This is a genomic window from Rubrimonas sp. (genome assembly GCF_036788415.1).
In the GTDB taxonomy this organism is placed as follows: domain Bacteria; phylum Pseudomonadota; class Alphaproteobacteria; order Rhodobacterales; family Rhodobacteraceae; genus Rubrimonas.
Map to the genome: position 1 here is coordinate 1 of NZ_DAIQNN010000050.1, position 24026 is coordinate 24026.

Sequence of the window (24026 nt, forward strand, 5' to 3'; positions counted from 1 at the left end):
CGCTGATCCGCAAGTTCGCCTGCGGCTATGTCGGCGGCGCCAAGGCGGTGCGGCCTGACATCGACGTGTTCCAGAACATGACCGGCACCACCGGCGCTGCGTGGAACGACCCCGCCAAGGGGAGCGAACTCGCGCGCAGCCAGTTCGACCGGGGCGCCGAAGTGGTCTATCACGCCGCCGGCGGCACGGGCGTGGGCGTGCTCCAAGCCGCCGCCGATGCGGGCAAGCTCGGCATCGGGGTCGACAGCAACCAGAACGGGCTTCACCCCGGACAGGTGCTGACGTCGATGGTCAAGGCGGTGGACGTCGCGGTGAAGGCGACCTTCATGGACGCGATGAACGGGTCTTTCGAGCCCGGCTTCGAAGTGCTCGGCCTCGCCGAGGGCGGCGTCGGCTGGGCGCTCGACGCGAACAACGAAGCCCTGATCACGCCCGAGATGAAGGCGGCGGTCGAGGCGGCGGCGGCGCAGATCGCGAGCGGCGAACTGGTCGTGCACGACTACATGTCCGACAGCGCCTGCCCCTATTGAGGGCGCAGGCGATGCTGCTGCGCGCGCTCGCCGCGTCGCTCCTCTGGGCGGGCGCGGCGCTGGCCGACGCCGCCATCGTCTATTCGACCGGCGGCAAGTTCGACGCCTCGTTCAACGAGAGCGCCTTCGCCGGCGTGGGCGCGTGGCGGGCCGAGACGGGCGGCGATGTCGCCGAGTTCGAGCCGCGCGACATCGGCCAGATGACGCAAGGGTTGCGGCGCTTCGCGGCGCGCGGGCATGACCCGATCGTCGCCATCGGCTTCCTGCAGGCCGGCGCGCTGTCGGATGTCGCGCCCGACCATCCCGGCGCCCGCTTCGCCATCGTCGACGCGGTGGTGGACGCGCCCAACGTGCAGTCCATCGTCTTCCGTGAGCACGAGGCGGCCTATGTCGGCGGGATGCTCGCCGCCATGGCCAGCGAAAGCGGCGTGATCGGCGTGGTGGGCGGCATGGACATTCCGCTGATCCGCCGCTTCGCCTGCGGCTACGCGCTGGGGGCCAAGGCGCTCGACCCCTCCATCGAAGTGCTGGTCAACTTCGCCGGCGACACCCCCGCCGCCTTCTCCGACCCCGCGCGGGGCGCGGAACTCGCCCGCAGCCAGATCGAGCGCGGCGCCGATGTGATCCTCCAGGCCGCCGGCGGCACCGGGATCGGCGTGCTGCAAGCGGCGGCGGACGCCGGCGTGCTGGGGATCGGTTCCGACAGCAACCAGAACGGCCTGCACCCCGGCGCCGTGCTCACCAGCCTGCGCAAGCGGGTGGACGTTGCGGTGATGCGGGCGTTCTCGGACTGGACGCCGGGGGTGGTCTCGCTCGGCCTCGCCGAGAGCGGCATGGACTGGGCGCTGGACGAGCACAACGCCGGGCTGATCACCGAGGAGATGCGCGCCAACGCCCTGTTCCTCGCCGCAGCCATCGCCAAGGGCGACGTGACGGTGCATGACAGCTCGACGGACGGCCCGTGCCCGGTGGAGTGAACCCCGCCATCGAGCTGATCGGCGTCGACAAGCGCTTCGGCGCCGTCCACGCCAACCGCGACATCCATCTCACGGTCGCCAAGGGCGAAATTCACGGCATCGTCGGTGAAAACGGCGCCGGGAAATCGACGCTCATGTCGATCCTCTACGGCTTCTACCGCGCCGACGCCGGCGAGATCCGGGTGCGCGGAAAGCCCGTCGAGATCCATGACAGCCAGGCCGCGATCCGCGCCGGGATCGGCATGGTCCACCAGCATTTCATGCTCGTGGAGCCCTTCACCGTGCTGGAGAACCTGATGCTCGGCGCCGAGGGCGGGGCAGTGCTCGCGAAGGGCGTCGCGCGCGCGCGGGCCGAGCTGGAGCGGCTCGAGCGCGAGTATCGCCTGCGGGTGGACCCCGACGCGGTGGTGGGCGACCTGCCGGTCGGCGCGCAGCAGCGGGTGGAGATCCTGAAGGCGCTGTTCCGCGGCGCCGACATCCTGATCCTCGACGAGCCCACCGGCGTGCTGACGCCCGAGGAGGCGGACGACCTGTTCCGCATCCTCCGCCGCCTGCGCGAGGAGGGGAAAACCGTCATCCTGATCACCCACAAGCTGCGCGAGATCATGGCGGTGACGGATGCTGTCAGCGTGATGCGGCAGGGCGCGATGGTGGCGACCTATCGCACGGCGGAAACCTCGGTGGAGCAACTCGCCGAGGCGATGGTCGGGCGGCGCGTGCTGCTGCGGGTGGAGAAGGGGCCGGCGCATCCCGGCGCGGTGCGGCTCGCCGTCGAGGGCGCGCAGGTGATCGACGCGCAAGGCGTGGAGCGGCTGCGCGACGTGTCGTTGCACGTGCGCGCGGGCGAGATCGTGGGCGTGGCGGGCGTCAGCGGCAACGGCCAGTCGGAACTTCTGGAAGCGGTGGCGGGCATCAGGCCCCTCAGCGCCGGGCGCGTTCTGGTGGGCGGCCAGCCCCTGCCGCCCGACCCGGCGCAGGCGCGGGCGCTGCGCGTGGCGCATGTGCCGGAGGACCGCCACCGCATGGGGCTGGTGACGCCGTTTCAGGCGCGCGAGAACAGCATCCTCGGCTATCACGGCGCGCCGGCGCTCGCGCGCGGGCTGTTCCTGAACCGCCGCGCAGTGGCCGAGAAATGCGCCCGCGACATGGCCGATTTCGACGTGCGCCCGCCCGACCCGGCCCTGAAAACCTCGAACTTCTCGGGCGGCAACCAGCAGAAGATCGTGCTGGCCCGCGAGATCGAGGAGGACCCCGACGTGCTGATCGTCGGCCAGCCGACGCGCGGCGTGGATGTCGGCGCCATCGAGGCGATCCACCGGAGGCTGATCGCCCTGCGCGATGCGGGCAAGGCGATCCTGCTGGTCTCGACCGAACTCGACGAAGTGCGGGCGCTGTCGGACCGGATATTGGTGATGTTCGACGGGCGGATCGTCGGCGACTGCGCGCCGGAGACGCCCGAGGCGGAGATCGGCCTGATGATGGCGGGCGCAGGGCGGGAGCGGGCGGCGTGAGCGACGCCGACCCCGACTTCGCGCGCCTTCAGGCGAAATTCGAGATCTTCGACTGGCGCAACGCGCTGGCGCTGCTTCGGCACGTCAACGCCGCGGAATGGCGCGACATCGTCGAGGTTCTCGGCGGCTTCGAGCTTCGCCACAGCGACCTCGCCGTCGGCGGCGGCAACAAGTCCGGCGTGTCCCGCTCGATCGACGGGGAACTCTACGCGCGCGGCTGGATCGAGAAGTCCTTCGACACGCATTTCGTCGTGGACGGGGTCGATTATCCGAGCCCCACCCACAGCGTCGATTGCTTCAAGGGCCGCGTCGCGCTGGAGATGGAGTGGAACAACAAGGACCCGTTTTTCGACCGCGATCTGAACAACTTCCGCCTGCTCTACGATCTGCGCATCATCGACCTCGGCATCATCGTCACGCGCAGCACGGCGCTAGAGCAGGTGTTGCGTTCCATCGGCAGAGCGACCACAACATACGGGAAGGCGACGACGCACACCGAGAAGCTGTATCCGAAAATCCTCGGGGGCGGGGCGGGCGGATGCCCTGTGCTGGTGTTCGGTATCAAGGGGAGCGCCTATGTCGACGACCGAGGAACTTGATCGGACCATCGCCGATTTCCGGGCGTCCCTCGGCGGAAAGCGCTTCCGCACGATTCTCGCCGATCCGCCGTGGCGCTTCGTGAACCGCACCGGCAAGATGGCGCCCGAGCATCGCCGGCTGAACCGCTACCTGACGCTTTCCGCCGACGAAATCGCGATGTTGCCGGTCGGCGAGGTGCTGGACGCGCCCGCGCATCTCTATCTCTGGACGCCCAACGCGCTCTTGCCGGAGGCGCTGTCGGTGATGAGCGCATGGGGATTCGAATACAAGACCAACATCGTCTGGCGGAAAATCCGCAAGGACGGCGGTTCGGACGGGCGGGGCGTCGGCTTCTACTTCCGCAACGTCACCGAGATGATCCTGTTCGGCGTGCGCGGCAAGAACGCGCGGACGCTGGCGGCGGGCCGGCGGCAGGTCAACTATCTGGAGTCGCGCAAGCGCGAACACTCGCGCAAGCCCGACGAGCAATACGAGCTGATCGAGGCCTGTTCCGGCGGGCCCTATCTGGAGCTGTTCGCGCGCGGCACGCGACCGGGCTGGACTTATTGGGGCAATCAGGCCGACGACGGCTACGCACCGCATTGGCCAACCTACGCCCACAATTCGGCGGTGAAGGCGGCGGAGTGATGAGGCCGGAGATCGGGCTGATGATGCCGGGCGCGGGGCGGGAGAAGGCTACGTGAGCGATCAGCTTCCAACATGGGTAATTTGGCTTCAAGCTCTTTCAGTTCCCGTTGGCGTAAGTGCTGCAATAATATTTGGAGGACTAAATTATGCTCTTTCTGTTATTCGAAGGAAAGACGATTTCTTCTTTAAAAGGATAGATGCAATTGCAGAATCGCATTACGTTTTTATTGTTGCGCGCATTGGAAAAGAAGAAAAAGCGTTTGAGATTCCTCGTGTAGCTGCGAAAGTAGCTTATTTCTTCGGATTGGATCACGCAAAGAGACTTATCGATCTGATCGAGAACGGGGACGCAGAGGCGTTCGGATTCTTTCTTGGGGAGTTGCAAACGATCGCGCAAAGGGGAAGATTCCGATGACCCTGCCCGCCGCCCCCCTCCCCCGCTGGGTCGACATCGGCCTGATCCCGCTGCTCAATCTGACGGCGGCTTTCCTCATCGCCGGCCTCGTCGTGCTCGCCATCGGCGAGGACCCGCTGGAGGCGACGCGGATCATCCTCGCAGGCGCGCTCGGCTGGGGCGAGGGGGTGGGGTTCACCCTCTACTACGCCACCAACTTCATCTTCACTGGGCTCGCCGTGGCGGTGGCCTTCCATGCCGGGCTGTTCAACATCGGCGGCGAGGGGCAGGCCTATGTCGGAGGGCTCGGCGTGGCGGCAGCCTGCCTCGCGTTCGACAGCCTGCTGCCGTGGTGGGCGGTGTTTCCGCTGGCCGCGATGGGCGCTGCGGCCTGCGGGGCGGGGTGGGCGCTGGTCCCGGCCTATCTTCAGGCCAGGCGCGGCAGCCATGTCGTGATCACCACCATCATGTTCAACTTCATCGCCGCCTCGCTGATGGTGTGGCTGCTGGTGGACGTGCTCTCGCCGCCCGGCTCGATGGCGCCCGAGACGCGGACTTTCGCCGAGGGCGGGCGGCTGCCGAAGCTCGACTGGCTGCTGGCGCCCTTCGGCCTGCGCATAGGCTCGGCGCCGCTCAACGTGGCGCTGCTGCTGGCGCTGGCCTCCTGCGTTGCGGTGTGGGCGCTGATCTGGCGCTCGCGGCTCGGCTACGAGATCCGCACATTCGGCGCGAGCCCGACGGCGGCGGTCTATGCGGGCGTCTCGCCGGTGAAGATCACGCTGGTCGCGATGGGGATTTCCGGGGCGCTTGCGGGGATGATGGCGCTGAACTCGGTGATGGGCGAGCAGAACCGGCTTGTGTTCGAGTTCGTCGGCGGCGCGGGCTTCGTGGGGATCGCGGTGGCGCTGATGGGGCGCGCGCATCCGGCGGGCATCGTGCTGGCGGCGGTGCTGTTCGGCGTGCTCTATCAGGGCGGGGCGGAGCTGGCCTTCGAGAAGCCGTCCATCACGCGCGACATGATCGTGATGATCCAGGGGCTGGTGATCCTGTTCGCCGGCGCGCTGGAGTTCCTGTTCCGCCCGGCGCTGGCGCGGCTGTTCTCGCCGCGCCGCGAAAGGGCGCCCGCATGATCGAGACGGTCGTCCTGCTGCTCGACAGCACGCTGCGGCTTTCGGCGCCGCTGCTGCTGGCCTGCCTCGCGGGGCTCTATTCCGAGCGGGCGGGCGTGTTCGACATCGGGCTCGAAGGCAAGATGCTGGCGGCGGCCTTCGCGGCGGCGGCGACGGCGGCGGTCACGGGGTCGGCGTGGGTCGGGCTCGGGGCGGCGCTGCTGGCCTCGCTGGTCTTCGCGCTGATCCACGGCTTCGCCTGCATCACGGCGCGGGGCGAGCAGATCGTGTCGGGCGTCGCGCTCAACTTCCTCGCCGCGGGGCTGACGGCGGTGCTCGGCCATGCGTGGTTCAGCCAGGGCGGCAAGACCCCCGCCCTGCCCCGCGACGCCCGCCTCGGGCCGATCGAGCTTCCCTTCGCGCAGACGCTCGCCGACATTCCCCTGCTCGGGCCGATCTGGTCGGAACTCCTCTCGGGCCATTCCCTGCCGGTCTATCTCGCCTTCGCCGCAGCGCCGATCAGCTGGTGGGTGCTCTGGCGCACGCGCTTCGGGCTCCGGCTGCGGGCGGCGGGCGAGAACCCCGCCGCGCTCGACACTGCGGGCGTCTCGGTGATCCGCACGCGCTACATGGGCGTCATGGTGTGCGGGCTCCTGTGCGGGGTGGCGGGGGCGTATCTGTCGCTCGCGCAATCGGCGGGGTTCATCCCCAACATGTCGGCCGGCAAGGGCTTCATCGCGCTCGCCGCCCTGATCTTCGCCAAGTGGCGCCCGATGCAGGCGATGGCGGCCTGCCTGCTCTTCGGCTTTCTGGATGCGGCGGCGATCCGGCTTCAGGGCGCGGAGTTGCCGCTGATCGGGCCGGCGCCGGTTCAGCTCATTCAGGCGGCGCCGTATATCCTTACAGTCGTGCTGCTGGCCGGGTTCATCGGCCGCGCGATCCCGCCAAAGGCGGGCGGTCGGCCCTATGTGAAGGAGCGGTAATGGACGATCTTCTGCGCGCCGCCAACGCCGCCCGCGCCAACGCCCACGCGCCCTATTCGCGCTTCGCGGTGGGGGCGGCGGTGCGCACGGCGTCTGGCGCGATCTTCGCCGGGGCGAATGTCGAATGCGCCTCCTATCCCGAGGGCTGGTGCGCCGAGACCTCCGCGCTCGCCGCGATGGTCGCGAGCGGCGCGCGCGAAGTGGTGGAAGTGCTGGTGGTCGCCGAGCATGACGAGCCGGTGACGCCCTGCGGCGGCTGCCGCCAGCGCCTCGCCGAATTCGCGCGCGCCGGGACCCCGGTCCATGCCGCCGATCCGACTTGCGTGCTGCGCAGCTTCACGCTGGGAGAGCTGCTGCCGGCCGCCTTCGGGCTGAAACCGTGAGCGGTTCCGCATGAGCGCAGTCGAAGCCATCCGCGCCCGCGCCGGGGCGGAACCCTTCGCCGTCGCCGTCGTTCTCGGCTCCGGGCTCGGCGGGCTTGCGCAGCGCGTGGAGGATTCGGTGACGATCCCCTACGCCGACTTGCCGGGCTTTCCCGCCTCGGGCGTGTCGGGCCACGCCGGCGCGCTGGTGGCCGGCTGGCTCGGCGGGGCGCGGGTCGCGCTGCTGGCCGGGCGCGCGCATTACTACGAGCATGGCGACGCGCGGGCGATGCGGGGGCCGATCGAGGCGATGGCGCGGCTCGACGTCGAGGCGCTCCTGCTGTCCAACGCCGCGGGCTCGACGCGGCCCGGGATGGGGCCGGGCGCGCTGATGGCGCTGTCGGACCATCTCAACTGGTCGGGCCTCAACCCGCTGATCGGCGAATCGGGCGACTCGCGCTTCGTGGACATGAGCGCCGCCTACGACCCCGATTTGCGCGCCCGCCTCCGCGCTTGCGATCCAGATCTGCATGAAGGCGTCTATGCGTGGTTTTCGGGCCCCTCTTTCGAGACGCCCGCCGAAATCCGCGCCGCTGCGGCGTTGGGCGCCGACGCGGTGGGCATGTCCACTGTTCCGGAAACCATTCTGGCGCGCTATTTCGGGCTGCGGGTTGCGGCGGTGTCGGTGATCACGAACATGGCGGCGGGTCTCGGCGACGAGGCGCTCAGCCATGCGCAGACCAAGGCGGAGGCCGACCGCGCGAGCCGGCGCTTCGAGGCGCTGGCCGAAGGGTTCGCAGGGGGCTTCGCATGAGCATGACGGATGCGGAGGTGGCGCGGCGCGCGCTGGAATGCCTCGATCTGACCGATCTGGGCGAGTTCACCGACGCCGAGGACGTCGAGGCGCTGTGCGCGCGCGCGCTCGCCAGCCCGGTCAAGCCGGCCTCGGTCTGCGTCTGGCCCAAGCATGTCGCCACCGCCGCCGAGGCGCTGACGGGCTCTGGGATCAAGGTCGCGACCGTGATCAACTTCCCCGCCGGCGGCGAGCATCTGAACTACGTTCTCAGCGAGACCGAGCAGGCTGGCTGGGACGGCGCCGCGGAGATCGACCTCGTGATGCCCTATCGCGCCTTCGCCGAAGGCCGGGCGGTCGCGGCGGAGCGGATCGTGCGCGGCGTTCGCGGGGCGGCGAAGGCGCGCAAGATGAAGGTGATCCTCGAATCCGGCCTGCTGCACGAGCCCGAACTGATCCGCCGGGCCGCGGATTTCGCCGTCAGCTGCGGCGCGGATTTCCTCAAGACCTCGACCGGCAAAGTCGAGATCGGCGCGACGCCGGAGGCGGTCGCGCAGATGCTGGCGGCGATCCAGGCGACGACGCGCGAGGTCGGGCTGAAAGTCTCGGGCGGCGTGCGGACGCTGGCCGATGCGCGGCTCTACATGGAGATGGCGATCGAGGCGAAGGGCGCGGACTGGATCGCGCCCGCCACGTTCCGCATCGGCGCGAGTTCGCTTCTGGCCGAGTTGCAGGCGGCGCTCGAGGGCGCGCCCGCCCCCGCCGCGCCGCAGCGCCCCGCCCGTCCCGGCGGCTACTGATGCTGCCGCAGGAGATCATCCGCCTGAAACGCGACGGCGCGGCCCTGTCGTCGGACCAGATCGCGGGCTTCGTCGCGGGGCTGACGCGCGGCGAGGTGGCCGCCGAGCAGGCCGCGGCCTTCGCAATGGCGGTGTTCTTCCGCGGCATGACCACCTCGGAGCGCGTCGCGCTGACCGAAGCGATGCGCGACAGCGGGGCCGTGCTGCGCTGGGACCTGCCGGGCCCCGTGCTCGACAAGCATTCGACGGGGGGCGTCGGCGACAACGTCTCGCTGATGCTGGCGCCGGCGCTCGCGGCCTGCGGGGCCTATGTGCCGATGATCTCGGGCCGCGGGCTCGGCCATACCGGCGGCACGCTCGACAAGCTCGACAGCGTGCCGGGTTACCGCACCCAGCCCGACGCGGAGACGTTCCGCCGCGTCGTGGCCGAGACGGGCTGCGCGATCATCGGCCAGACCGACGACCTCGCCCCCGCCGACCGCCGCCTCTATGCGATCCGCGACGTGACGGCGACCGTCGAGAGCCTCGACCTGATCACCGCCTCGATCCTGTCCAAGAAGCTCGCCGCCGGGCTCGATGCGCTCGCGCTCGACGTGAAATGCGGCTCGGGCGCCTTCATGGCGCGAAGGGCCGACGCCGAGGCGCTGGCGCGCGCTCTGGTCTCTGTCGCGGAAGGGGCTGGCTGCCGCACCTCGGCGCTGATCACCGACATGGACGAGCCGCTGGCATCGGCGGCGGGCAACGCGCTGGAAGTCGCCAACGCCTGCGCCTTCCTGACCGGGCATGAGATCGACCAGCGCCTGTGGGATGTGACGGTCGCGCTCGGCGGCGAGGCGCTCGCGCTGGGCGGCCTCGCCGCCGACGCCGAAGCCGGCCGCGCCATGATCGCGCGCGCCTTCGAAGGGGGCGCGGCGGCCGAGCGATTCTCGCGCATGGTCGCGGCCCTGGGCGGCCCCGCCGATTTCCTCGACCGCTTCGCCGAGCACCTGCCGCGCGCGGCTTACGTCGCCGATGTCGAGGCGCCGCGCGCGGGCGTCGTGACCGCGATCGACACGCGGGCGGTCGGCGTGGCGGTGATCGCGCTCGGCGGCGGACGGCGGCGGGCGGAGGATGCGATCGACGCTTCGGTCGGCTTCGACCGGCTTGCCGGGCTCGGCGCGCATGTCGGCCCCGGCGACCCGCTCGCGCGCGTCCATGCGCGCGACGCAGGGGCCGCGGAGGCGGCGGCGCAGGCGCTCGCAGCGGCCTATGCGGTGGGCGACGAAGCGCCCGAGCCGCCTGAGCCGGTGCTGACGCGCATCGACGCGGCGGGGCTCTGAGCCGTGGCGCGAGCGTTTCTCATCGTGCTCGACAGCGTCGGGATCGGCGGCGCGCCCGACGCGGCGGCTTTCGGCGACGAGGGCGCAGACACGCTCGGCCACATCGCCGAAGCCTGCGCCGCAGGGCGGGCGGAGCAGTGCCGCTCCGGCCCGCTCGCCTTGCCGAACCTCGACGCGCTCGGGCTCGGGGCGGCGGCGGCGGTCGCGACGGGGCGCTTTCCGCCGGGCCTGTCCTGCGCGGCGCCGCTCGGGGCCTATGGCGCCGGGGTGGAGACCTCGCGGGGCAAGGACACGCCCTCGGGCCATTGGGAGCTCGCCGGCGCGCCGGTCGATTTCGACTGGGGCTATTTCCCGCGCCGCATCCCCTGCTTCCCGCCCGAGCTTGTCGCCGCGCTCTGCGCGGAATGCGGCCTGCCGGGCATCCTCGGCGACCGCCACGCCTCGGGCACCGAGATTCTCGAAGACCTCGGCGCGGAGCATGTGCGGACGGGCGCGCCCATCTGCTACACTTCGGCTGACAGCGTGTTCCAGATCGCAGCCCATGAGCAGGCGTTCGGGCTTGAGCGGCTTTATGACGTCTGCGCGGCGGCGCGCCGTCTGGTCGATCCGCTGCGCATCGGGCGGGTGATCGCGCGGCCCTTCCTCGGCGACGAGGCGACCGGCTTCCGCCGCACCTCCAACCGCCGCGACTACGCCACGCCGCCGCACCTGCCGACGCTGTGCGACAGGGCGGCGGAGGCGGGGCGCGCGGTGATCGGGGTCGGCAAGATCGGCGACATCTTCGCCCATCGCGGCGTTACCGAGACCCGCAAGGGCCCCGACGACGCCGCGCTGATCGAGATCGCGGCGCAGGCCGTCGAGGACGCGCCCGACGGCGCTCTGGTCTTCGTGAATCTCGTCGAGTTCGACAGCCTCTATGGCCATCGCCGCGACGTGGCGGGCTATGCGCGCGCGCTGGAGGCCTTCGACGCGGCCCTGCCGCGCCTGCGCGCCGGCCTGCGCCCCGGAGACCTCATGATCCTGACCGCCGATCACGGAAACGACCCGACATGGGCGGGCACCGACCACACCCGCGAGATGGTTCCGATCCTCGCTTTCGGGCCGGACGTCGCGCCCCGCGCGCTGGGGCGGCGCCGCTTCGCCGATGTGGGGGCGACGGCGGCGCGCTGGCTCGGCCTGCCGCCGGGGCCGCATGGGGAGGCGTTCCTGTGAGCGGGGAAGTCGGCGCCGTGCGCCGCTTCGCCTTTCCCGAGGATGGCCGGCTCGACGCCCCGATGCGGGCCTCCTGGCGCCGCGACGGCTTCCTGATCCTCGAGGGCTTCGCCACGCGCCCGCTCTGCGCGCTGCTGCGCGACCGGGTCGCCGAGCTGATCGAGGATTTCGACCCCGCCGCCAACCGCGTCGCCTTCTCCGCCGCCACGCAGTCGCACGCGTCGGAGGCCTATTTCCTCGACAGCGGCGACAAGGTGCGGTTCTTCATCGAGGAGGGGGCCGTCGGCCCCGACGGGCGGCTCGACCGCGACAAGGCGCTGGCGATCAACAAGATCGGCCACGCGCTGCACGATCTCGACCCGATTTTCGGCCCGTTCTCGCGCGATCCGCGGCTTGCGGAGACCTGCGCCGATCTCGGCCTCGCCGACCCCGCGCTGGTCCAGTCGATGGTGATCTGCAAGCCGCCCGAGATCGGCGGCGAAGTGCTGACGCATCAGGACGCGACCTTCCTGCACACCGACCCGCAATCCGTCGTCGGCTTCTGGCTGGCGCTGGAGGACGCTGATCGCGGCAATGGCTGCCTGTTCGCCCTGCCGGGCCGCCATCGCGGGCCGCTCAAGCGCCGGTTCCGCCGCGAGGGGGACGACCTGCGCATGGAGCTCCTCGATCCCTCGCCCTGGATGTGCGACGGCGAAGTGGCGCTCGAAGTTCCCGAAGGGTCGCTGGTGGCGCTGCACGGGCTTCTGCCGCACCGCTCCGGCCCCAATCTCGGGCCGCGCCCCCGCATGGCCTATGCGCTGCACGTGATCGACCGCGCCGCGACCTGGTCGCCCGACAACTGGCTGCGCCGCCGCGCCGACGACCCGTTCCGGGGCTTCGATGAATGACGCCGCCGCTGAAGCTCCCCTGCCCAAGGTCGAGCTGCACCTGCATCTCGAAGGCGCCGCCCCGCCGGCGCTGACCCGCCGCGTCGCGGCGGCGCAAGGCGCGGATTGCGCGGGGATGTTCGACGCCGCGGGCGGCTATCTCTGGCGCGACTTCGGCGACTTCCTGCGCCTCTACGACCGCGTCGCGGCCCTCTACCGCCGCCCCGAGGACGTGCGCGCGCTGACCGAGGCCGCGCTCGCCGCCTGCGCGCGCGACGGGGCGGTCTATGTCGAACTCACTCTCTCGCCCGATCACGCCGGCGGCGAGGCCGCGCTCTGGGCCGAGCATCTGGCGGCGGTGGCCGAGGGCGCGGCGGCGGCGCAGGCGGCGCATGGCGTCGAGGCGCGCTGCGTCGCCATCGGCGTGCGCCATTTCGGCCCCGAGGCTGCGCTGCGCGCGGCCAGGCTGGCGGCGGATGCGCCGCATCCGATCCTGACCGGGTTCGGGCTCGCGGGCGACGAGCGGGCGGGGCGCGCGGAGGATTTCGCGCCGGCCTTCGCGCTGGCGCGGGAGGCCGGGCTCGGGCTGACCGCCCATGCCGGGGAATTCGCCGGCCCCGACAGCGTGCGCGCGGCGCTCGACCTGTGGGGCGTGCGCCGCATCGGCCATGGCGTGCGCGCCGTGGAGAACCGGGCGCTGGTCGACAGGGTGGCGGCGGAGGGCGTCGTTCTAGAGGTCTGCCCCGGCTCCAACGTCGCGCTCGGGGCCGCGCCCGACTGGCCGCGCCACCCGATCCACGCGCTGGCGCGCGCCGGCTGCCGGGTGACCGTCTCGACCGACGACCCGCCATTCTTCGCAACCTCGCTCGCGCGCGAGGACGCCGAGCTGGCGCGCTGCGGATGGACGCGCCGTGCGCGCGCTCAGCTTGCGCGCACGGCGCTCGACGCCGCCTTCTGCGATGCGGCGACGAAGATGCGGCTCGCGGCGCTGCTGCCGCAGGATGCGCCCGCTTCCGCCGAGGATTACCCTGCCGCCTGACCCGCTCCGGAGACCGCCGCCATGTCCACTCTGAAGATCGTCGAGCACCCGCTTATCCAGCACAAGCTGACCTTGATGCGCGACAAGGCCTGCCCGACCGAGGCGTTCCGGCGGCTGTTGCGCGAGATCAGCCTGCTGCTCGGCTACGAGGCTCTGCGCGACCTGCCGCTCCGCACGCGCACCGTCGAGACGCCGCTGATGGAGATGGAGGCGCCGGAACTCGCCGGCAAGAAGCTCGCGTTGGTCTCGATCCTGCGCGCCGGCAACGGCATGCTCGACCCGCTGCTGGAACTCGTCCCCTCGGCCCGCGTCGGCTTCGTCGGGCTCTATCGCGACCCCGCCACCCTTCAGCCGGTCGAATACTACTGCAAGCTGCCCGGCGATCTCGACGCCCGCCCGGTGATGCTGGTCGATCCGATGCTTGCGACGGCGAATTCCGCCGTGGCGGCGGTCGACAAGGTGAAGGCGGCCGGCGCGCGCGACGTGCGCTTCATGTGCCTGCTCGCGGCGCCCGAAGGCGCAGCCCGGATGGCGGAGGCGCATCCGGACGTGCCGGTGTTCACCGCGGCGCTCGACGCGAGGCTGAACGATCACGGCTACATCCTGCCGGGCCTCGGCGACGCCGGCGACCGGATGTTCGGCACGAAATGAGAAAGGGGGCCTTCCGGCCCCCTTCCGAACGTCGCGACGGCGCCGCGATCACTTGAAGCCGATTTCGTCCCAGATGCGGACCGCCTCGGCCTGGTTGAGGCCGAGTTCGCCGAGGTTGAGCGAATCGGCGCGGAACAGGCCCAGCCGCGCGACCGACGGGCTCAGGCCGGCGCCGGCGACCACCGGATACTCGTCGTTGCCGGCGGAGAAATACTCCTGCGCGCTCGGGCTCGCGAGGTATTCGAGGAACTTCACGGCGTTGTCGCGGTTCGGCGCGGTCTTGAGCACGCCTGCGCCCGAGACGTTCACATGCGTGCCGCGGTCGCTCTGGTTGGGGAACACCCAGCCGATGCGGTCGATCGAGTCGCTCAGGCCCGAGACGTCGGCGCGGATCGCGCGGGCGAAGTAATAGGTGTTGGACACGGCGATGGCGCATTCGCCGGACACGATGCCCCGCAGCTGGTCGGTGTCGCCGCCCTGCGGATCGCGGGCGAGGTTGGCGAGCAGGCCCGCGCCCCATTCTTTCGCCTTCTCCGCGCCGTGATGGGCGATCATCGCGGCCATCAGCGACTGCTGGTAGATGTTGCCTGAGGAGCGCACGCAGATCATGCCCTTGAAGCGCGGATCGGCGAGTTCCTCGTAGCTCTGGGGCGGCTGGTCCACCCGCTCCTTGTCGTAGAAGATGATGCGCGCGCGCTGCGAGAAGCTGAACCAGAGGTTGTCGGGGTGGCGCAGATGCGCGGGGATCGCTCGGGTCAGAGTCTCGCTGTCGACCGGGGCGAACACCTCCGCCTCCACGCCGCGCCAGAGCCGGCCCGCATCCACGGTGATCAGCACGTCGGCGGGGCTGTTGGCGCCCTCGTTCTGGATGCGCGCGAGCAGCTCGTCGGCGTTCGCCTCGATCAGGTTGACCGTGATCCCGGTCTGCGCGGTGAACTCGGCGTAGAGCGCCTCGTCAGTGTCGTAGTGGCGCGAGGAGTAGAGGTTGACGACGCCTTCGGCGGCGGCCGGCGCGGCGAGGCCGGCCAGAAGCGCCCCTGCGAGCGCAAGGCGGATCGGCGTGTGTGCGGTCATGCGGTGTCTCCCTGTTCATGGCGGCCAGCCGCCTGCGGATCGCGGGAGATGACAAAACTTGAGCAAAGCAGTCAAGTAAGCGGCGCCGGATTTCCGATTAAATGCGTCGGATAAAAGCGCGCACCCCCCCGGCGCGACGCGGGAGACGGTGTCAGATGAGCGACGGCGTCCGGCGGCGCCAGGCGTCGAATTCGGGGCCGAAGCGGTCGGCGAGCACGGCCTGCTCGGGCAGCGCGAAACGGCGAATCAGCAGCGCCGCATAGAGGGGGACGAAGACCAGCCCCGTAAGTTCAGGTCTGAGCAGCGCGAAGCCGATCAGGCACAGGATCAGTCCGCGATAGATCGGGTTGCGGCTGATGCGGTAGGGGCCGGCGGTGATCAGCACGCGCGGCGTATGGCGCGGCTCGATCGGCGTGCGCAGCGTGAGAAAAAAGACCGCCGCCCAGCCGGCGAGCCCGAGCCCAGCCGCCATCGCCGCCCAGCCGAGCGCCTCGACCCACCCCGGCGCCGTCAGGATCGACACCGCGCGCGACCACCCTTCGATCAGCGCGGCGAAGAGCGCGAACCACACGGGCGGCAGATCGACATGGCGGAGCAGGCGCATCGGACCTCCGGAAACGCTTAAGCGTGACATAGCGCGCCGCCGCCGCGCCGTCATCCGCCGCGCGACGCCGCTTGCCCTCGCGGCGTCGCCGCGGCTAGCATCGCCGGATGACATTCATGTCTTTCTCGCCCCGCGACGGCGCGCCGCTGGAGTGCGTGAGCTTCCATCGGCTCGAACTCTCCGCGATCCTCGCCGTCTATGGGCGGATGGTGGCGGCGGGCGAGTGGCGCGATTACGCCATCGACAGCCTGCGCGACGCGGCGGTGTTCTCGGTCTTCCGCCGCGCCGCCGAGCACCCGATCTACCGCATCGAGAAGCGCCCGCGGCTCGCCCAACGCCAGGGCGCCTATTCGGTGATCGGCATGGACGGGCGGATCCTGAAACGCGGGCGCGAGTTGACGGCGGTGATGCGGGTGTTCGACGCCAAGCTGATCCGGGTGGTCGAGGCGTAACGCAGGCCGCCCTGGGCCGAAGCCGTGATACTCTGCGACGTATTTTTCGGCAGAAGGCCCGCCCATGACCGTTCCGACGAGCGCCCCCCCGAGCACGCCGAAGCCCGCGCCGAAATCCGCCCGCAAGCCAGTCCCGAAATCGGCTGCGCGCCGCAAGCAGATCAACCTCGCGCTGCAGGGCGGCGGGTCGCATGGCGCGTTCACCTGGGGCGTTCTGGACCGGCTCCTGGAAGACGATCGGCTGCAGATCGTCGCGATCAGCGGAACCTCGGCCGGCGCGATGAACGCGGTGGTGACGGCGCAGGGGATGCAAGCGGACGGGCCGGCGGGGGCGCGCGCGGCGCTGGCCGGGTTCTGGCGGCAGGTGGCGCGCGCCGCGGCGTTCAGCCCGATCCGGCGCAGCCCGCTCGCCGTGCTGACCGGCGACTGGAAGCTCGACGACAGCGTCGGCTATCTCGCCGCCGACCTGCTGGGCCGTCTCGCCTCGCCCTACGACCTCAATCCGCTCGGCGCCAATCCGCTGCGCGACCTGCTGCTCGCCACGGTGGATTTCGACAGGGTGCGCGCCTGCCGCAGCGTCTCGCTCCACATCTCGGCGACCGATGTCGAGACCGGTCGCGGGCGCGTCTTCCATTCCGACGAGGTCACCCTCGACGTGGTGCTCGCCTCGGCCTGCCTGCCGTCGCTGTTTCACGCCGTCGAGATCGAGGGGCGGCATTACTGGGACGGCGGCTTCATGGGCAATCCGGTGATCTGGCCGTTCTACGAAAGCTCGCCCTCCGACGACGTGGTGATCGTGCAGATCAACCCGGTGGTGCGCGAGGGCGTGCCGCGCAGCGCGCGCGAGATCGCCGACCGTGTCAACGAGATCACCTTCAACGGCGCGCTGCTGAAGGAGCTGCGCGCCATCGACTTCGTGAAGCGGCTGATCGCGCAGGGCCGGCTGAGCGCCGACGAGTACCGCGACGTCCGCCTGCACATGATCGAGGCGCGCAAGCAGCTCCGCCCGCTCGGCGCCTCCTCCAAGCTCAACGCGGAATGGCCGTTCCTGAAGCATCTCTTCGGGATCGGGCGAGACGCGGCGGAGAAATGGCTCGCCGCGCATTTCGACGATCTCGGGGCGCGGCAGTCGCTCGACGTGCGGGGCATGCTCGGCGGCTGAGCCCGGAGCGGCGATCGGCGCGGCGATTGGCGCGGCGCTCGCCGCGATGCTATCGTCGCGCCGCAGACAGGGAGCCGCCGCATGAACATCGCCTCCGCGCCCGCGCAGACCGCCGCCAAGCCGGTCTTCGACTGGACAGACCCGTTCCGCCTCGAGGACCAGCTCTCCGAGGACGAGCGCATGATCCGCGACGCCGCGCGCGACTATGCGCAAGGCCATCTGCAGCCCCGCGTGGTCGAGGCCTATCGCGAGGAGAAGACCGACCCCGCGATCTTCGCCGAGATGGGCGAACGCGGTCTGCTCGGCGTCACCATCCCCGAGGCGTTCGGCGGCGCCGGCGCGTCCTATGTCGCCTACGGGCTGGTCGCGCGCGAGATCGAGCGGGTGGATTCGGGCTATCGCTCGATGATGAGCGTGCAGTCCTCGCTGGTGATGCACCCGATCCACGCCTACGGAACCGACGCCCAGCGCGAGAGATATCTGCCGAAACTCGCCCGCGGCGAATGGATCGGCTGTTTCGGGCTGACCGAGCCCGACGCCGGCTCCGACCCCGGCGCGATGAAGACCCGCGCCGCGAAGATCGACGGCGGCTATCGCCTGACCGGCGCCAAGACCTGGATCTCCAACAGCCCGATCGCCGACGTGTTCGTGGTCTGGGCGAAGTCCGACGCGCATGGCGGCGCGATCCGGGGCTTCGTTCTGGAGAAAGGGATGAAAGGGCTCTCGGCGCCGAAGATCGGCGGCAAGCTCAGCTTGCGCGCCTCGATCACCGGCGAGATCGTCATGGAGGGCGTCGAGGTCGCCGAGGCGGCGCTGCTGCCCGGCGTCGAGGGGCTCAAGGGTCCGTTCGGCTGCCTCAACCGCGCGCGCTACGGCATCGCATGGGGGGTGATGGGCGCGGCCGAGTTCTGTTGGCATGCAGCCCGGGGCTACGGGCTCGAACGCAAGCAGTTCGGCCGTCCGCTGGCGCAGACGCAACTCTTCCAGAGGAAGCTCGCCGACATGCAGACCGAGATCGCGCTGGGGCTGCAGGGCTGCCTTCAGGTCGGGCGGCTGTTCGACGCGGGGCGGCTGGCGCCCGAGGCGATCTCGCTCGTCAAGCGCAACAATTGCGGCAAGGCCTTGGACATCGCGCGGATGGCGCGCGACATGCACGGCGGCAACGGCATCCAGGAGGACTACCATGTGTTCAGGCACATGGCGAACCTCGAGACGGTCAACACCTATGAGGGCGCGCATGACGTCCATGCGCTGATTCTGGGGCGGGCTCAGACGGGGCTTCAGGCGTTCTTCTGAACGGCGCGCGCCGAAGAGACGCGCGCGCGGTGGATGAGCGGGCGGTCGAGGCGGCGATCCTGAGCGCCGTGGCGGCGCGCGGCGCCGGCAAGTCGGTCTGCCCGTCGGAAGTGGCGCGCGCGCTGGCCGCCGACTGGCGCCCGCTGATGCCGGAGGTTCGCGCCGCGGCGGCGCGGCTGGCGGCGCGCGGGGCGCTCCGCGTGACGCGCAAGGGCGTGGACGTGGATCCGCTCGCCCCCGGCGGGACGATCCGGCTGAGCGCAGTGTGATCCTGGGGGCGCAGACCGCCCGCGCTCACCCCGGCCCGGCCTGCGGGTCGAGGACGCGCAACAGGCGTTCGGCGGCGGTGCGCGCGACGCGCAGGGCCAGCGCGCGGCGGCGCGCGGCGGCCAGCCGGCGCGGCGCGGCGGGACGCAGGATCTCGCCGCCCCACGCGTCGGCGATCATCACCCCCTCGTCGGGCGGAAGGAATTCGACGGGAAACGAAGCGTCGACGGCGAAATAGAAGGCGTCGCACCAGTCGAGATAGCCGCGCCATTTCGCGTCCGCGCGGAAATCGGCGAGGCAGGACTTGCACTCGACCGCGATCACCGCCCCGTCGCGGGCGAGCGCGAGGACGTCGACGCGCAACCCCGGCGCCGGGGCGAATTCGGTCAACGGGGCCGCGCCCTGCGCCAGCAGCATCCGGCACACCCCGCGTGCGAGCGCAGGGCCGGGACGGTCGGGCGGGAGGGTCATCGCGCGCTCTCCGGGCGGGGCGAATTCAGGCCCGATGATAGGGCCCGCCGCCGAGAATCGTCGCGGCGCGGTAGAGCTGTTCGGCGAGCATCGCGCGCGCCAGCATGTGCGGCCAAACCATCGGCCCGAAGGACAGCAGCAGATCGGCGCGGTCGCGCAGGCCGGCGCCATGGCCGTCGGCCCCGCCGATCGCGAAGCCGAGATCGCGCGCGCCCTCGTCGCGAAAGGCGGCGAGCCGCCGCGCGAAGCCGGGGCTGTCGAGAGCCGCGCCGCGTTCGTCGAGCGCCACGAGGGGGCCGTCCGGGGCCTTGTCGAGCAGCAGCGCCGCTTCCGCGTCGGCGCCGCGCCCGCGCCGGTCCTCGACTTCGATCATGCGCGCGGGGCCAAGCCCGAGAGCCCGGCCCGCCGCATCGAAGCGGCCGAGCCAGTCCGCGGTCAGCAGCGCCTCTGGGCCGGCCTTGAGGCGGCCGACCGCGAGGATCGTCACGCGCACGCCGCGCGCGCCTTTAGAGTCGCCCGGATCAGGCCGATGCGGCGGCGCGGGCGCGGATGTCGGCGGGCTCCATCCACATCTTCTCGATCTGGTAGAAGGCGCGGACTTCGGGCCGGAAGATGTGCGCGATCACGTCGCCGCAATCGATCAGCACCCAGTCGCCGGCTTCCTTGCCCTCGACGCGGGGCGCGCGACCGGTGCGCGCCTTCACGCGCTCGGAGAGCTTTTCCGCGATCGCCGTCACCTGCCGCGCCGAGCGCCCCGAGGCGATCACCATGTGATCGGCCAGAGACGACTTGCCGCGCAGATCGACTGCGACCACGTCCTCCGCCTTGTCGTCGTCGAGGGATGAGAGCACGAGGGACAGCATCTCGTCGCTCTCGGAGAGGGATCGAGCGGCCGCAGCCTGCTCCATCCGGCGGGCGCGCGCGGCGCCCATGTCGAGCCGTTCGTTCAGAACGTCATCTCCCATCGCTGCGGCCGCCGGACCTGTTCCGGGGGCGTCAGACGCTGATAAGAATAGCGTCTCCGCGCCCGAATCTCAATCGCCGAAGGCGTGCCGGCCATGACCCACCCAAGCAGCGAAGGCTGGATCGCCCCGCCGCGCCCCGACAGGGCCGACGGCGCCCGTCGCCGCGTCGGCGTCGAGATCGAGTTCTCCGGCCTCGACGTCGCCGCCGCCGCAAAGGCGACGGCGCGTCGGCTCGGCGGGTCGGTTCGCGCGCTGAGCCCGCATCTGGCGATGGTGGAGGGAACCGAGTTCGGCGATTTCCGCGTCGAACTCGACATGCGGCTCGCCCATGCCGAAGTCGGCGGCGAGATCGAGCGGGCGCTGCGCGACCTCGCCGCGGACCTCGGCGCGACCGTCGTCCCGGTCGAGATCGTCTGCCCGCCGATCCCCTGGGACCGCGCCCATGCGCTCGACGATCTGCGCGCCGATCTGCATCGCATGGGCGCCGAGGGCACGCGCGACGCGCTGCTCTACGCCTTCGGCGCACAGCTCAACATCGAACCGCCGAGCCTCGAGGCGGAGGACCTGCTCGCGCTGATGCGCGCCTTCGTCGTGCTGCGCGACTGGCTGCGCGCCGAAGTCCAGATCGACACGCTGCGCTGGCTGACGGTGTTCGCGTCGCCCTGGCCGACGCCCTTTTGCGCCCACATCCTGCGCCCCGGCTACGCGCCGAGCCGCGAGCGTCTGATCGACGACTACCTGAAGTTCAACCCCACCCGCGACCGCGAGCTCGACTTGCTGCCGATCTTCGCCGCGCTCGACGAGCGCCGCGTCCGCGCCGCCTTGCCGGATGAGAAGATCCGCCCGCGCCCCGCCTGGCATTACCGCCTGCCCAATTCCGAAGTGAACGCCTGGGACTGGTCGATCGGGCTGGAATGGGCGCGCTGGGTGCGGATCGAGCGGCTCGCGGCCAACGCGGATTTCCTGGAGGCCGCCTGCGGAGAATGGCGGACCAACCTCGCGCGCACGTTCCCACATGACTGGGAGACGCGCTCGACCGAGATCGCGCGCGCCTTGTGAGCGGGCGCGGATGATCTCGCCGCTGATCGGCGTGACCGGGCCCGCGGGCCGCGGCTGGGCGCTCTGGACGGCCGCCGCGCTGTCGCTGTGGCTGCAGGGCGCGCGGGCCCGGCGCGTGACGCCGCCTTTCACCCCGGGCGAGCTCGACGGGCTCGACGGGCTGCTGATCGGCGGCGGCGACGACATCGGCGCGGAGTTCTCCGGCGCCGAGCTGCGCCCCGACGTGCGCATCGACCCCGCCCGCGACGCGCTGGAGCTGGCCGCGCTAGAACGCTTCTGGCCCGAGGGCAAGCCCGTCCTCGGCATCTGCCGCGGGGCGCAGATGCTCAACGTGTTCCGCGGCGGCACGCTGCACAGCGACGTGCGCGTCGCCTACGACCTGCGCCGCCAGCCCCGCACGCCGCTTCCGCTCAAGACCGTGTCGGTGGCGCAGGGCTCGCGCCTCGCCGCGATCCTGAACGGCGACGCGACGATCAAGGTGAACTCGCTGCACATGCAGTCGGTGGACCGGCTTGGCGAGGGGATGCGCGTCGCCGCGCGCGACCGTCACGGCATGGTGCAGGCCGTCGAGGCAGAAGGCGGCCCGTTCCGCGTCGGCGTGCAGTGGCACCCGGAGCTTCTGCCCTATCGCCGCCCGCACCGCCGCCTGTTCCGCGCCTTCGTCGAGGCCGCGCGCGCGGTGCGCTGAGGCGCTCGCGCGCGCTCGCCCGCTGGGGTAGCCTTGCGAGGCAATCGACACAGGAGCCGCCGCGCCGATGTTCCGCCGTTTCGCACTGGCGCTCGCCTGGGCGCTCGCCGCAAGCGCCGCGCAGGCCCATCCGCATGTCTTCATCGACGCGGAAGCCGGCTTCGTCTTCGACGCGGAGGGGCGGCTCGCCTCGGTCGAGATCGTCTGGCGTTACGACGCCTTCTCGTCGCTGTTCCTGCTCGAGGACATGGGCCTCGACCCCGACGGCGACGGGGCGCTGACCGAAGCCGAGCGGGCGGCGCTCGCCGCCGACCAGACCGACTGGCCCGAGACCTTCGCGGGCGACAGCTATCTGCGCATCGGCGGCGAGGCGGCGGCGCTGTCGCCCGCGCGCGACGGGTCGGCGGCGCTCGAGGACGGGCGCGTGGTCGTGCGCTTCCGCCGCGACCTCGCCGAACCGGCGCCGGCGCAGGGCTTGCAGGCGCGGCTGGAGCTCTACGACCCGAGCTATTTCTTCGCCTATGCGCTGACGGGCGAACCGGCGCTGCGCGACGCGCCTGCGGCGTGCGCGGCGCAGGCGCGTCGCTTCGACCCCGACGCGGCGGCCTCGGAGCTTCTGGCCTCGCTCGCGACGCTGGGGCGCGAGGAGACGCCCGAGGACCCGAATGTCGGCGCGGCCTTCGCCGACGCGGCGCTGCTGCGATGCGACTGATCGCGGGCCTCGCGCTCGTCGTCGCGCTGGCGGGCGCAGCGGCGCTCTGGGCCCTGGGCGGGTTCGACGACGTCGCCCGATGGGCGGCGGCGACCCAGCGCGAGGCGCAGAACGCCATTGCGGCGGCGGCGCAGGCGCTGCGGCGCGGCGATCCGGGCGCGTTCGCGGCGCTGCTCGGCGTCTGCGCGCTCTACGGCTTCGCCCATGCGGTGGGCCCGGGCCATGGCAAGGTGCTGATCGGCGGCGCGGCGCTCGTGAGCCGGGCGGGGCTGGGGCGGCTGGTCGCGCTGAGCCTCGTCGCCAGTCTCGCGCAGTCCGCGACGGCGATCCTGCTGACGCTCGGCGGCCTCTGGCTGCTCGCCATCCCCGCGACGCAGGCGGTGCGCATCGCCGAGGACGCGCTCGCGCCGGCGAGCGGGGCGGCGATCGCCGCCATCGGCGCGCTGGTTCTGTGGCGCGGCGCGCGGGGGCTGCGGGCGGCGCGCGCGGAGACGGGTCCGGGGGCGTCCTGCGGCTGCGGCCATGCCCACGGCCCGACGCCCGAACAGGCCGAGCGCGTCCACAGCCTGCGCGACGCCGCCGCCATCGTGGCCGGCGTGGCGATCCGGCCCTGCACCGGGGCGATCTTCCTGCTGCTGATTGCGGCGCGGCTCGATCTGCTCTGGGCGGGGATCGCGGGGACGTTCGCGATGGGCCTCGGCGCGGGCGGCTTCACGGCGCTCGTCGCCGCCTGGGGGCGGGCGGCGCGGGGCGCGGCGCTTTTGGCGGGCTCCGGCGCCGCCGCGCGCAGCTTCGCGCTGCTGCAGATCGTGGGCGGCGCCGCCATCGCCGTCTCCGGCGCCGCGCTGGCGGCGACTGCGCTCGCCTGACGGGCGCTCAGGCGGCCAGCGCCGCGTCCAGCGCCCCGGCGAGCTTCTCGACCAACTCGTCGAGCTGCGGCTCCTCGATCACATAGGGGGGCGCGAGCAGGATGTGGTCGCCCTGAACCCCGTCTATGGTCCCGCCCATCGGATAGCAGATCAGCCCGGCCTCGAACGCCGCCGCCTTCACCTTCGCGTGCAGCTTGCGCGCGGGGTCGAAGGGCGCTTTGGTCTCGCGGTCGGCCACCAGCTCGACGCCGCGGAACAGCCCCCGCCCCCTGATGTCGCCGACATGGGGATGCCGGCCGAGGGCCCCGCGCAGCCGCGCGTCGAGCGCGTCTCCGCGCGCGCGCACCTGCGCGAGCAGCCCGCGCGCCTCGATGGCGTCGAGCACCGCGCAGGCCGCCGCCGCCGCCGTCGGGTGGCCCATATAGGTGTGGCCGTGCTGGAAGAAGCCCGACCCTGCGGCGATCGCGTCGTAGATCGCCGCCGAGCACAGCATCGCGCCGATCGGCTGGTAGCCCGCCCCGAGCCCCTTGGCGATGGTGCCGATGTCGGGGCTGATCCCGTCCTGCTCGCAGGCGAAGAGCGTGCCTGTCCGCCCCATGCCGCACATCACCTCGTCGAGGATCAGCAGCACGCC

Annotated in this window: 30 protein-coding genes; 24 read left to right on the top strand and 6 right to left on the bottom strand. The window is 71.5% G+C overall.

The annotated features are described in order from the left end of the window. From V7Q31_RS11910 to upp, 16 genes are all read left to right on the top strand, one after another. Nucleotides 1-530, top strand: a 530-nt coding sequence (locus V7Q31_RS11910; RefSeq protein WP_333834079.1) for a BMP family lipoprotein, incomplete at its 5' end; no start/stop codon positions are given. A gap of 11 nt (nucleotides 531-541) precedes the next feature. After that, nucleotides 542-1507, top strand: coding sequence for a BMP family lipoprotein (locus tag V7Q31_RS11915; RefSeq protein ID WP_333834080.1), 966 nt, complete (start codon nucleotides 542-544; stop codon nucleotides 1505-1507). Further along, nucleotides 1492-3018 carry an ABC transporter ATP-binding protein gene (locus V7Q31_RS11920; RefSeq protein WP_333834081.1) on the top strand — a complete coding sequence of 509 codons (1527 nt, stop codon included), beginning with the start codon at nucleotides 1492-1494 and terminating at the stop codon, nucleotides 3016-3018. Before V7Q31_RS11915 ends, V7Q31_RS11920 begins: the two co-directional genes overlap by 16 nt. Then, on the top strand, nucleotides 3015-3617 hold the full coding sequence (locus V7Q31_RS11925) for a BglII/BstYI family type II restriction endonuclease (RefSeq protein ID WP_333834082.1): 603 nt from the start codon (nucleotides 3015-3017) through the stop codon (nucleotides 3615-3617). Before V7Q31_RS11920 ends, V7Q31_RS11925 begins: the two co-directional genes overlap by 4 nt. Then, nucleotides 3595-4245, top strand: a complete 651-nt coding sequence (locus V7Q31_RS11930) for an MT-A70 family methyltransferase (protein ID WP_333834083.1) — start codon at nucleotides 3595-3597, stop codon at nucleotides 4243-4245. Before V7Q31_RS11925 ends, V7Q31_RS11930 begins: the two co-directional genes overlap by 23 nt. Before the next feature lie 52 nt (nucleotides 4246-4297). Beyond that, on the top strand, nucleotides 4298-4660 hold the full coding sequence (locus V7Q31_RS11935) for a hypothetical protein (protein WP_333834084.1): 363 nt from the start codon (nucleotides 4298-4300) through the stop codon (nucleotides 4658-4660). After that, nucleotides 4657-5769, top strand: a complete 1113-nt coding sequence (locus V7Q31_RS11940; RefSeq protein ID WP_333834085.1) for an ABC transporter permease — start codon at nucleotides 4657-4659, stop codon at nucleotides 5767-5769. The genes V7Q31_RS11935 and V7Q31_RS11940 overlap by 4 nt, the downstream gene beginning before the upstream one ends. Beyond that, complete coding sequence (locus tag V7Q31_RS11945; protein ID WP_333834086.1) at nucleotides 5766-6731, top strand: ABC transporter permease; 966 nt, start codon at nucleotides 5766-5768, stop codon at nucleotides 6729-6731. Before V7Q31_RS11940 ends, V7Q31_RS11945 begins: the two co-directional genes overlap by 4 nt. Continuing rightward, complete coding sequence (gene cdd, locus V7Q31_RS11950; RefSeq protein ID WP_333834087.1) at nucleotides 6731-7114, top strand: cytidine deaminase; 384 nt, start codon at nucleotides 6731-6733, stop codon at nucleotides 7112-7114. Before V7Q31_RS11945 ends, cdd begins: the two co-directional genes overlap by 1 nt. A 10-nt stretch (nucleotides 7115-7124) precedes the next feature. Continuing rightward, on the top strand, nucleotides 7125-7907 hold the full coding sequence (locus tag V7Q31_RS11955; protein WP_333834088.1) for a purine-nucleoside phosphorylase: 783 nt from the start codon (nucleotides 7125-7127) through the stop codon (nucleotides 7905-7907). Further along, nucleotides 7904-8686 carry a deoxyribose-phosphate aldolase gene (deoC, locus tag V7Q31_RS11960; RefSeq protein WP_333834089.1) on the top strand — a complete coding sequence of 261 codons (783 nt, stop codon included), beginning with the start codon at nucleotides 7904-7906 and terminating at the stop codon, nucleotides 8684-8686. The genes V7Q31_RS11955 and deoC overlap by 4 nt, the downstream gene beginning before the upstream one ends. Then, the gene (gene deoA, locus V7Q31_RS11965; protein WP_333834090.1) at nucleotides 8686-10005 is read left to right on the top strand and encodes a thymidine phosphorylase; all 1320 of its coding nucleotides are present in this window, start codon (nucleotides 8686-8688) and stop codon (nucleotides 10003-10005) included. Before deoC ends, deoA begins: the two co-directional genes overlap by 1 nt. 3 nt (nucleotides 10006-10008) lie before the next feature. Beyond that, the gene (locus V7Q31_RS11970) at nucleotides 10009-11217 is read left to right on the top strand and encodes a phosphopentomutase (protein WP_333834091.1); all 1209 of its coding nucleotides are present in this window, start codon (nucleotides 10009-10011) and stop codon (nucleotides 11215-11217) included. Next, nucleotides 11214-12104: a phytanoyl-CoA dioxygenase family protein gene (locus V7Q31_RS11975; protein ID WP_333834092.1), complete on the top strand. Its 891-nt coding sequence runs from the start codon at nucleotides 11214-11216 to the stop codon at nucleotides 12102-12104. The genes V7Q31_RS11970 and V7Q31_RS11975 overlap by 4 nt, the downstream gene beginning before the upstream one ends. Then, nucleotides 12097-13122, top strand: coding sequence for an adenosine deaminase (add, locus tag V7Q31_RS11980; RefSeq protein ID WP_333834093.1), 1026 nt, complete (start codon nucleotides 12097-12099; stop codon nucleotides 13120-13122). Before V7Q31_RS11975 ends, add begins: the two co-directional genes overlap by 8 nt. Before the next feature lie 21 nt (nucleotides 13123-13143). Beyond that, on the top strand, nucleotides 13144-13773 hold the full coding sequence (gene upp, locus V7Q31_RS11985) for a uracil phosphoribosyltransferase (RefSeq protein WP_333834094.1): 630 nt from the start codon (nucleotides 13144-13146) through the stop codon (nucleotides 13771-13773). 48 nt (nucleotides 13774-13821) lie between these two features. Here the strand turns inward: upp and V7Q31_RS11990 are convergent, their stop codons facing one another. Further along, complete coding sequence (locus V7Q31_RS11990; RefSeq protein WP_333834095.1) at nucleotides 13822-14847, bottom strand: Fe(3+) ABC transporter substrate-binding protein; 1026 nt, start codon at nucleotides 14845-14847, stop codon at nucleotides 13822-13824. Between the two features lie 151 nt (nucleotides 14848-14998). Then, on the bottom strand, nucleotides 14999-15451 hold the full coding sequence (locus tag V7Q31_RS11995; protein ID WP_333834096.1) for a methyltransferase family protein: 453 nt from the start codon (nucleotides 15449-15451) through the stop codon (nucleotides 14999-15001). Between the two features lie 107 nt (nucleotides 15452-15558). Between V7Q31_RS11995 and V7Q31_RS12000 the strand changes: the two genes are divergently transcribed. The 4 genes from V7Q31_RS12000 (at nucleotide 15559) to V7Q31_RS12015 (ending at nucleotide 18630) form a co-directional block, all read left to right on the top strand. Further along, entirely contained in the window at nucleotides 15559-15903 is a 345-nt protein-coding gene (locus V7Q31_RS12000; RefSeq protein WP_333834097.1) for a DUF2794 domain-containing protein, read from the top strand. A 64-nt stretch (nucleotides 15904-15967) separates the two neighbouring features. After that, the gene (locus V7Q31_RS12005) at nucleotides 15968-17065 is read left to right on the top strand and encodes a patatin-like phospholipase family protein (protein ID WP_333834098.1); all 1098 of its coding nucleotides are present in this window, start codon (nucleotides 15968-15970) and stop codon (nucleotides 17063-17065) included. An 81-nt stretch (nucleotides 17066-17146) separates the two neighbouring features. Then, nucleotides 17147-18361, top strand: coding sequence for an acyl-CoA dehydrogenase (locus V7Q31_RS12010; protein WP_333834099.1), 1215 nt, complete (start codon nucleotides 17147-17149; stop codon nucleotides 18359-18361). Nucleotides 18362-18390: 29 nt separating this feature from the next. Continuing rightward, the gene (locus V7Q31_RS12015) at nucleotides 18391-18630 is read left to right on the top strand and encodes a DUF3253 domain-containing protein (RefSeq protein ID WP_333834100.1); all 240 of its coding nucleotides are present in this window, start codon (nucleotides 18391-18393) and stop codon (nucleotides 18628-18630) included. Between the two features lie 25 nt (nucleotides 18631-18655). On the opposite strand, the gene V7Q31_RS12020 is transcribed toward V7Q31_RS12015, so the two are convergent. The 3 genes from V7Q31_RS12020 to rsfS are packed head-to-tail and all read right to left on the bottom strand — an operon-like array spanning nucleotide 18656 to nucleotide 20007. Next, entirely contained in the window at nucleotides 18656-19099 is a 444-nt protein-coding gene (locus tag V7Q31_RS12020) for an MmcB family DNA repair protein (RefSeq protein ID WP_333834101.1), read from the bottom strand. 25 nt (nucleotides 19100-19124) lie between these two features. Continuing rightward, nucleotides 19125-19592: a 23S rRNA (pseudouridine(1915)-N(3))-methyltransferase RlmH gene (rlmH, locus tag V7Q31_RS12025; RefSeq protein ID WP_333834102.1), complete on the bottom strand. Its 468-nt coding sequence runs from the start codon at nucleotides 19590-19592 to the stop codon at nucleotides 19125-19127. A gap of 28 nt (nucleotides 19593-19620) precedes the next feature. Continuing rightward, the gene (gene rsfS, locus V7Q31_RS12030) at nucleotides 19621-20007 is read right to left on the bottom strand and encodes a ribosome silencing factor (RefSeq protein ID WP_333834108.1); all 387 of its coding nucleotides are present in this window, start codon (nucleotides 20005-20007) and stop codon (nucleotides 19621-19623) included. 150 nt (nucleotides 20008-20157) lie between these two features. Between rsfS and V7Q31_RS12035 the strand changes: the two genes are divergently transcribed. From V7Q31_RS12035 to V7Q31_RS12050, 4 genes are all read left to right on the top strand, one after another. Then, nucleotides 20158-21123 carry an amidoligase family protein gene (locus tag V7Q31_RS12035; RefSeq protein WP_333834103.1) on the top strand — a complete coding sequence of 322 codons (966 nt, stop codon included), beginning with the start codon at nucleotides 20158-20160 and terminating at the stop codon, nucleotides 21121-21123. Nucleotides 21124-21133: 10 nt separating this feature from the next. Further along, complete coding sequence (locus V7Q31_RS12040; protein ID WP_333834104.1) at nucleotides 21134-21811, top strand: gamma-glutamyl-gamma-aminobutyrate hydrolase family protein; 678 nt, start codon at nucleotides 21134-21136, stop codon at nucleotides 21809-21811. 67 nt (nucleotides 21812-21878) lie between these two features. Beyond that, on the top strand, nucleotides 21879-22523 hold the full coding sequence (locus V7Q31_RS12045) for a DUF1007 family protein (RefSeq protein ID WP_333834105.1): 645 nt from the start codon (nucleotides 21879-21881) through the stop codon (nucleotides 22521-22523). Next, nucleotides 22514-23392, top strand: coding sequence for a nickel/cobalt transporter (locus V7Q31_RS12050; protein WP_333834106.1), 879 nt, complete (start codon nucleotides 22514-22516; stop codon nucleotides 23390-23392). The genes V7Q31_RS12045 and V7Q31_RS12050 overlap by 10 nt, the downstream gene beginning before the upstream one ends. Nucleotides 23393-23399: 7 nt before the next feature. Here the strand turns inward: V7Q31_RS12050 and V7Q31_RS12055 are convergent. Continuing rightward, the coding region (locus V7Q31_RS12055; RefSeq protein ID WP_333834107.1) for an aminotransferase class III-fold pyridoxal phosphate-dependent enzyme at nucleotides 23400-24026 on the bottom strand (627 nt) is incomplete at its 5' end.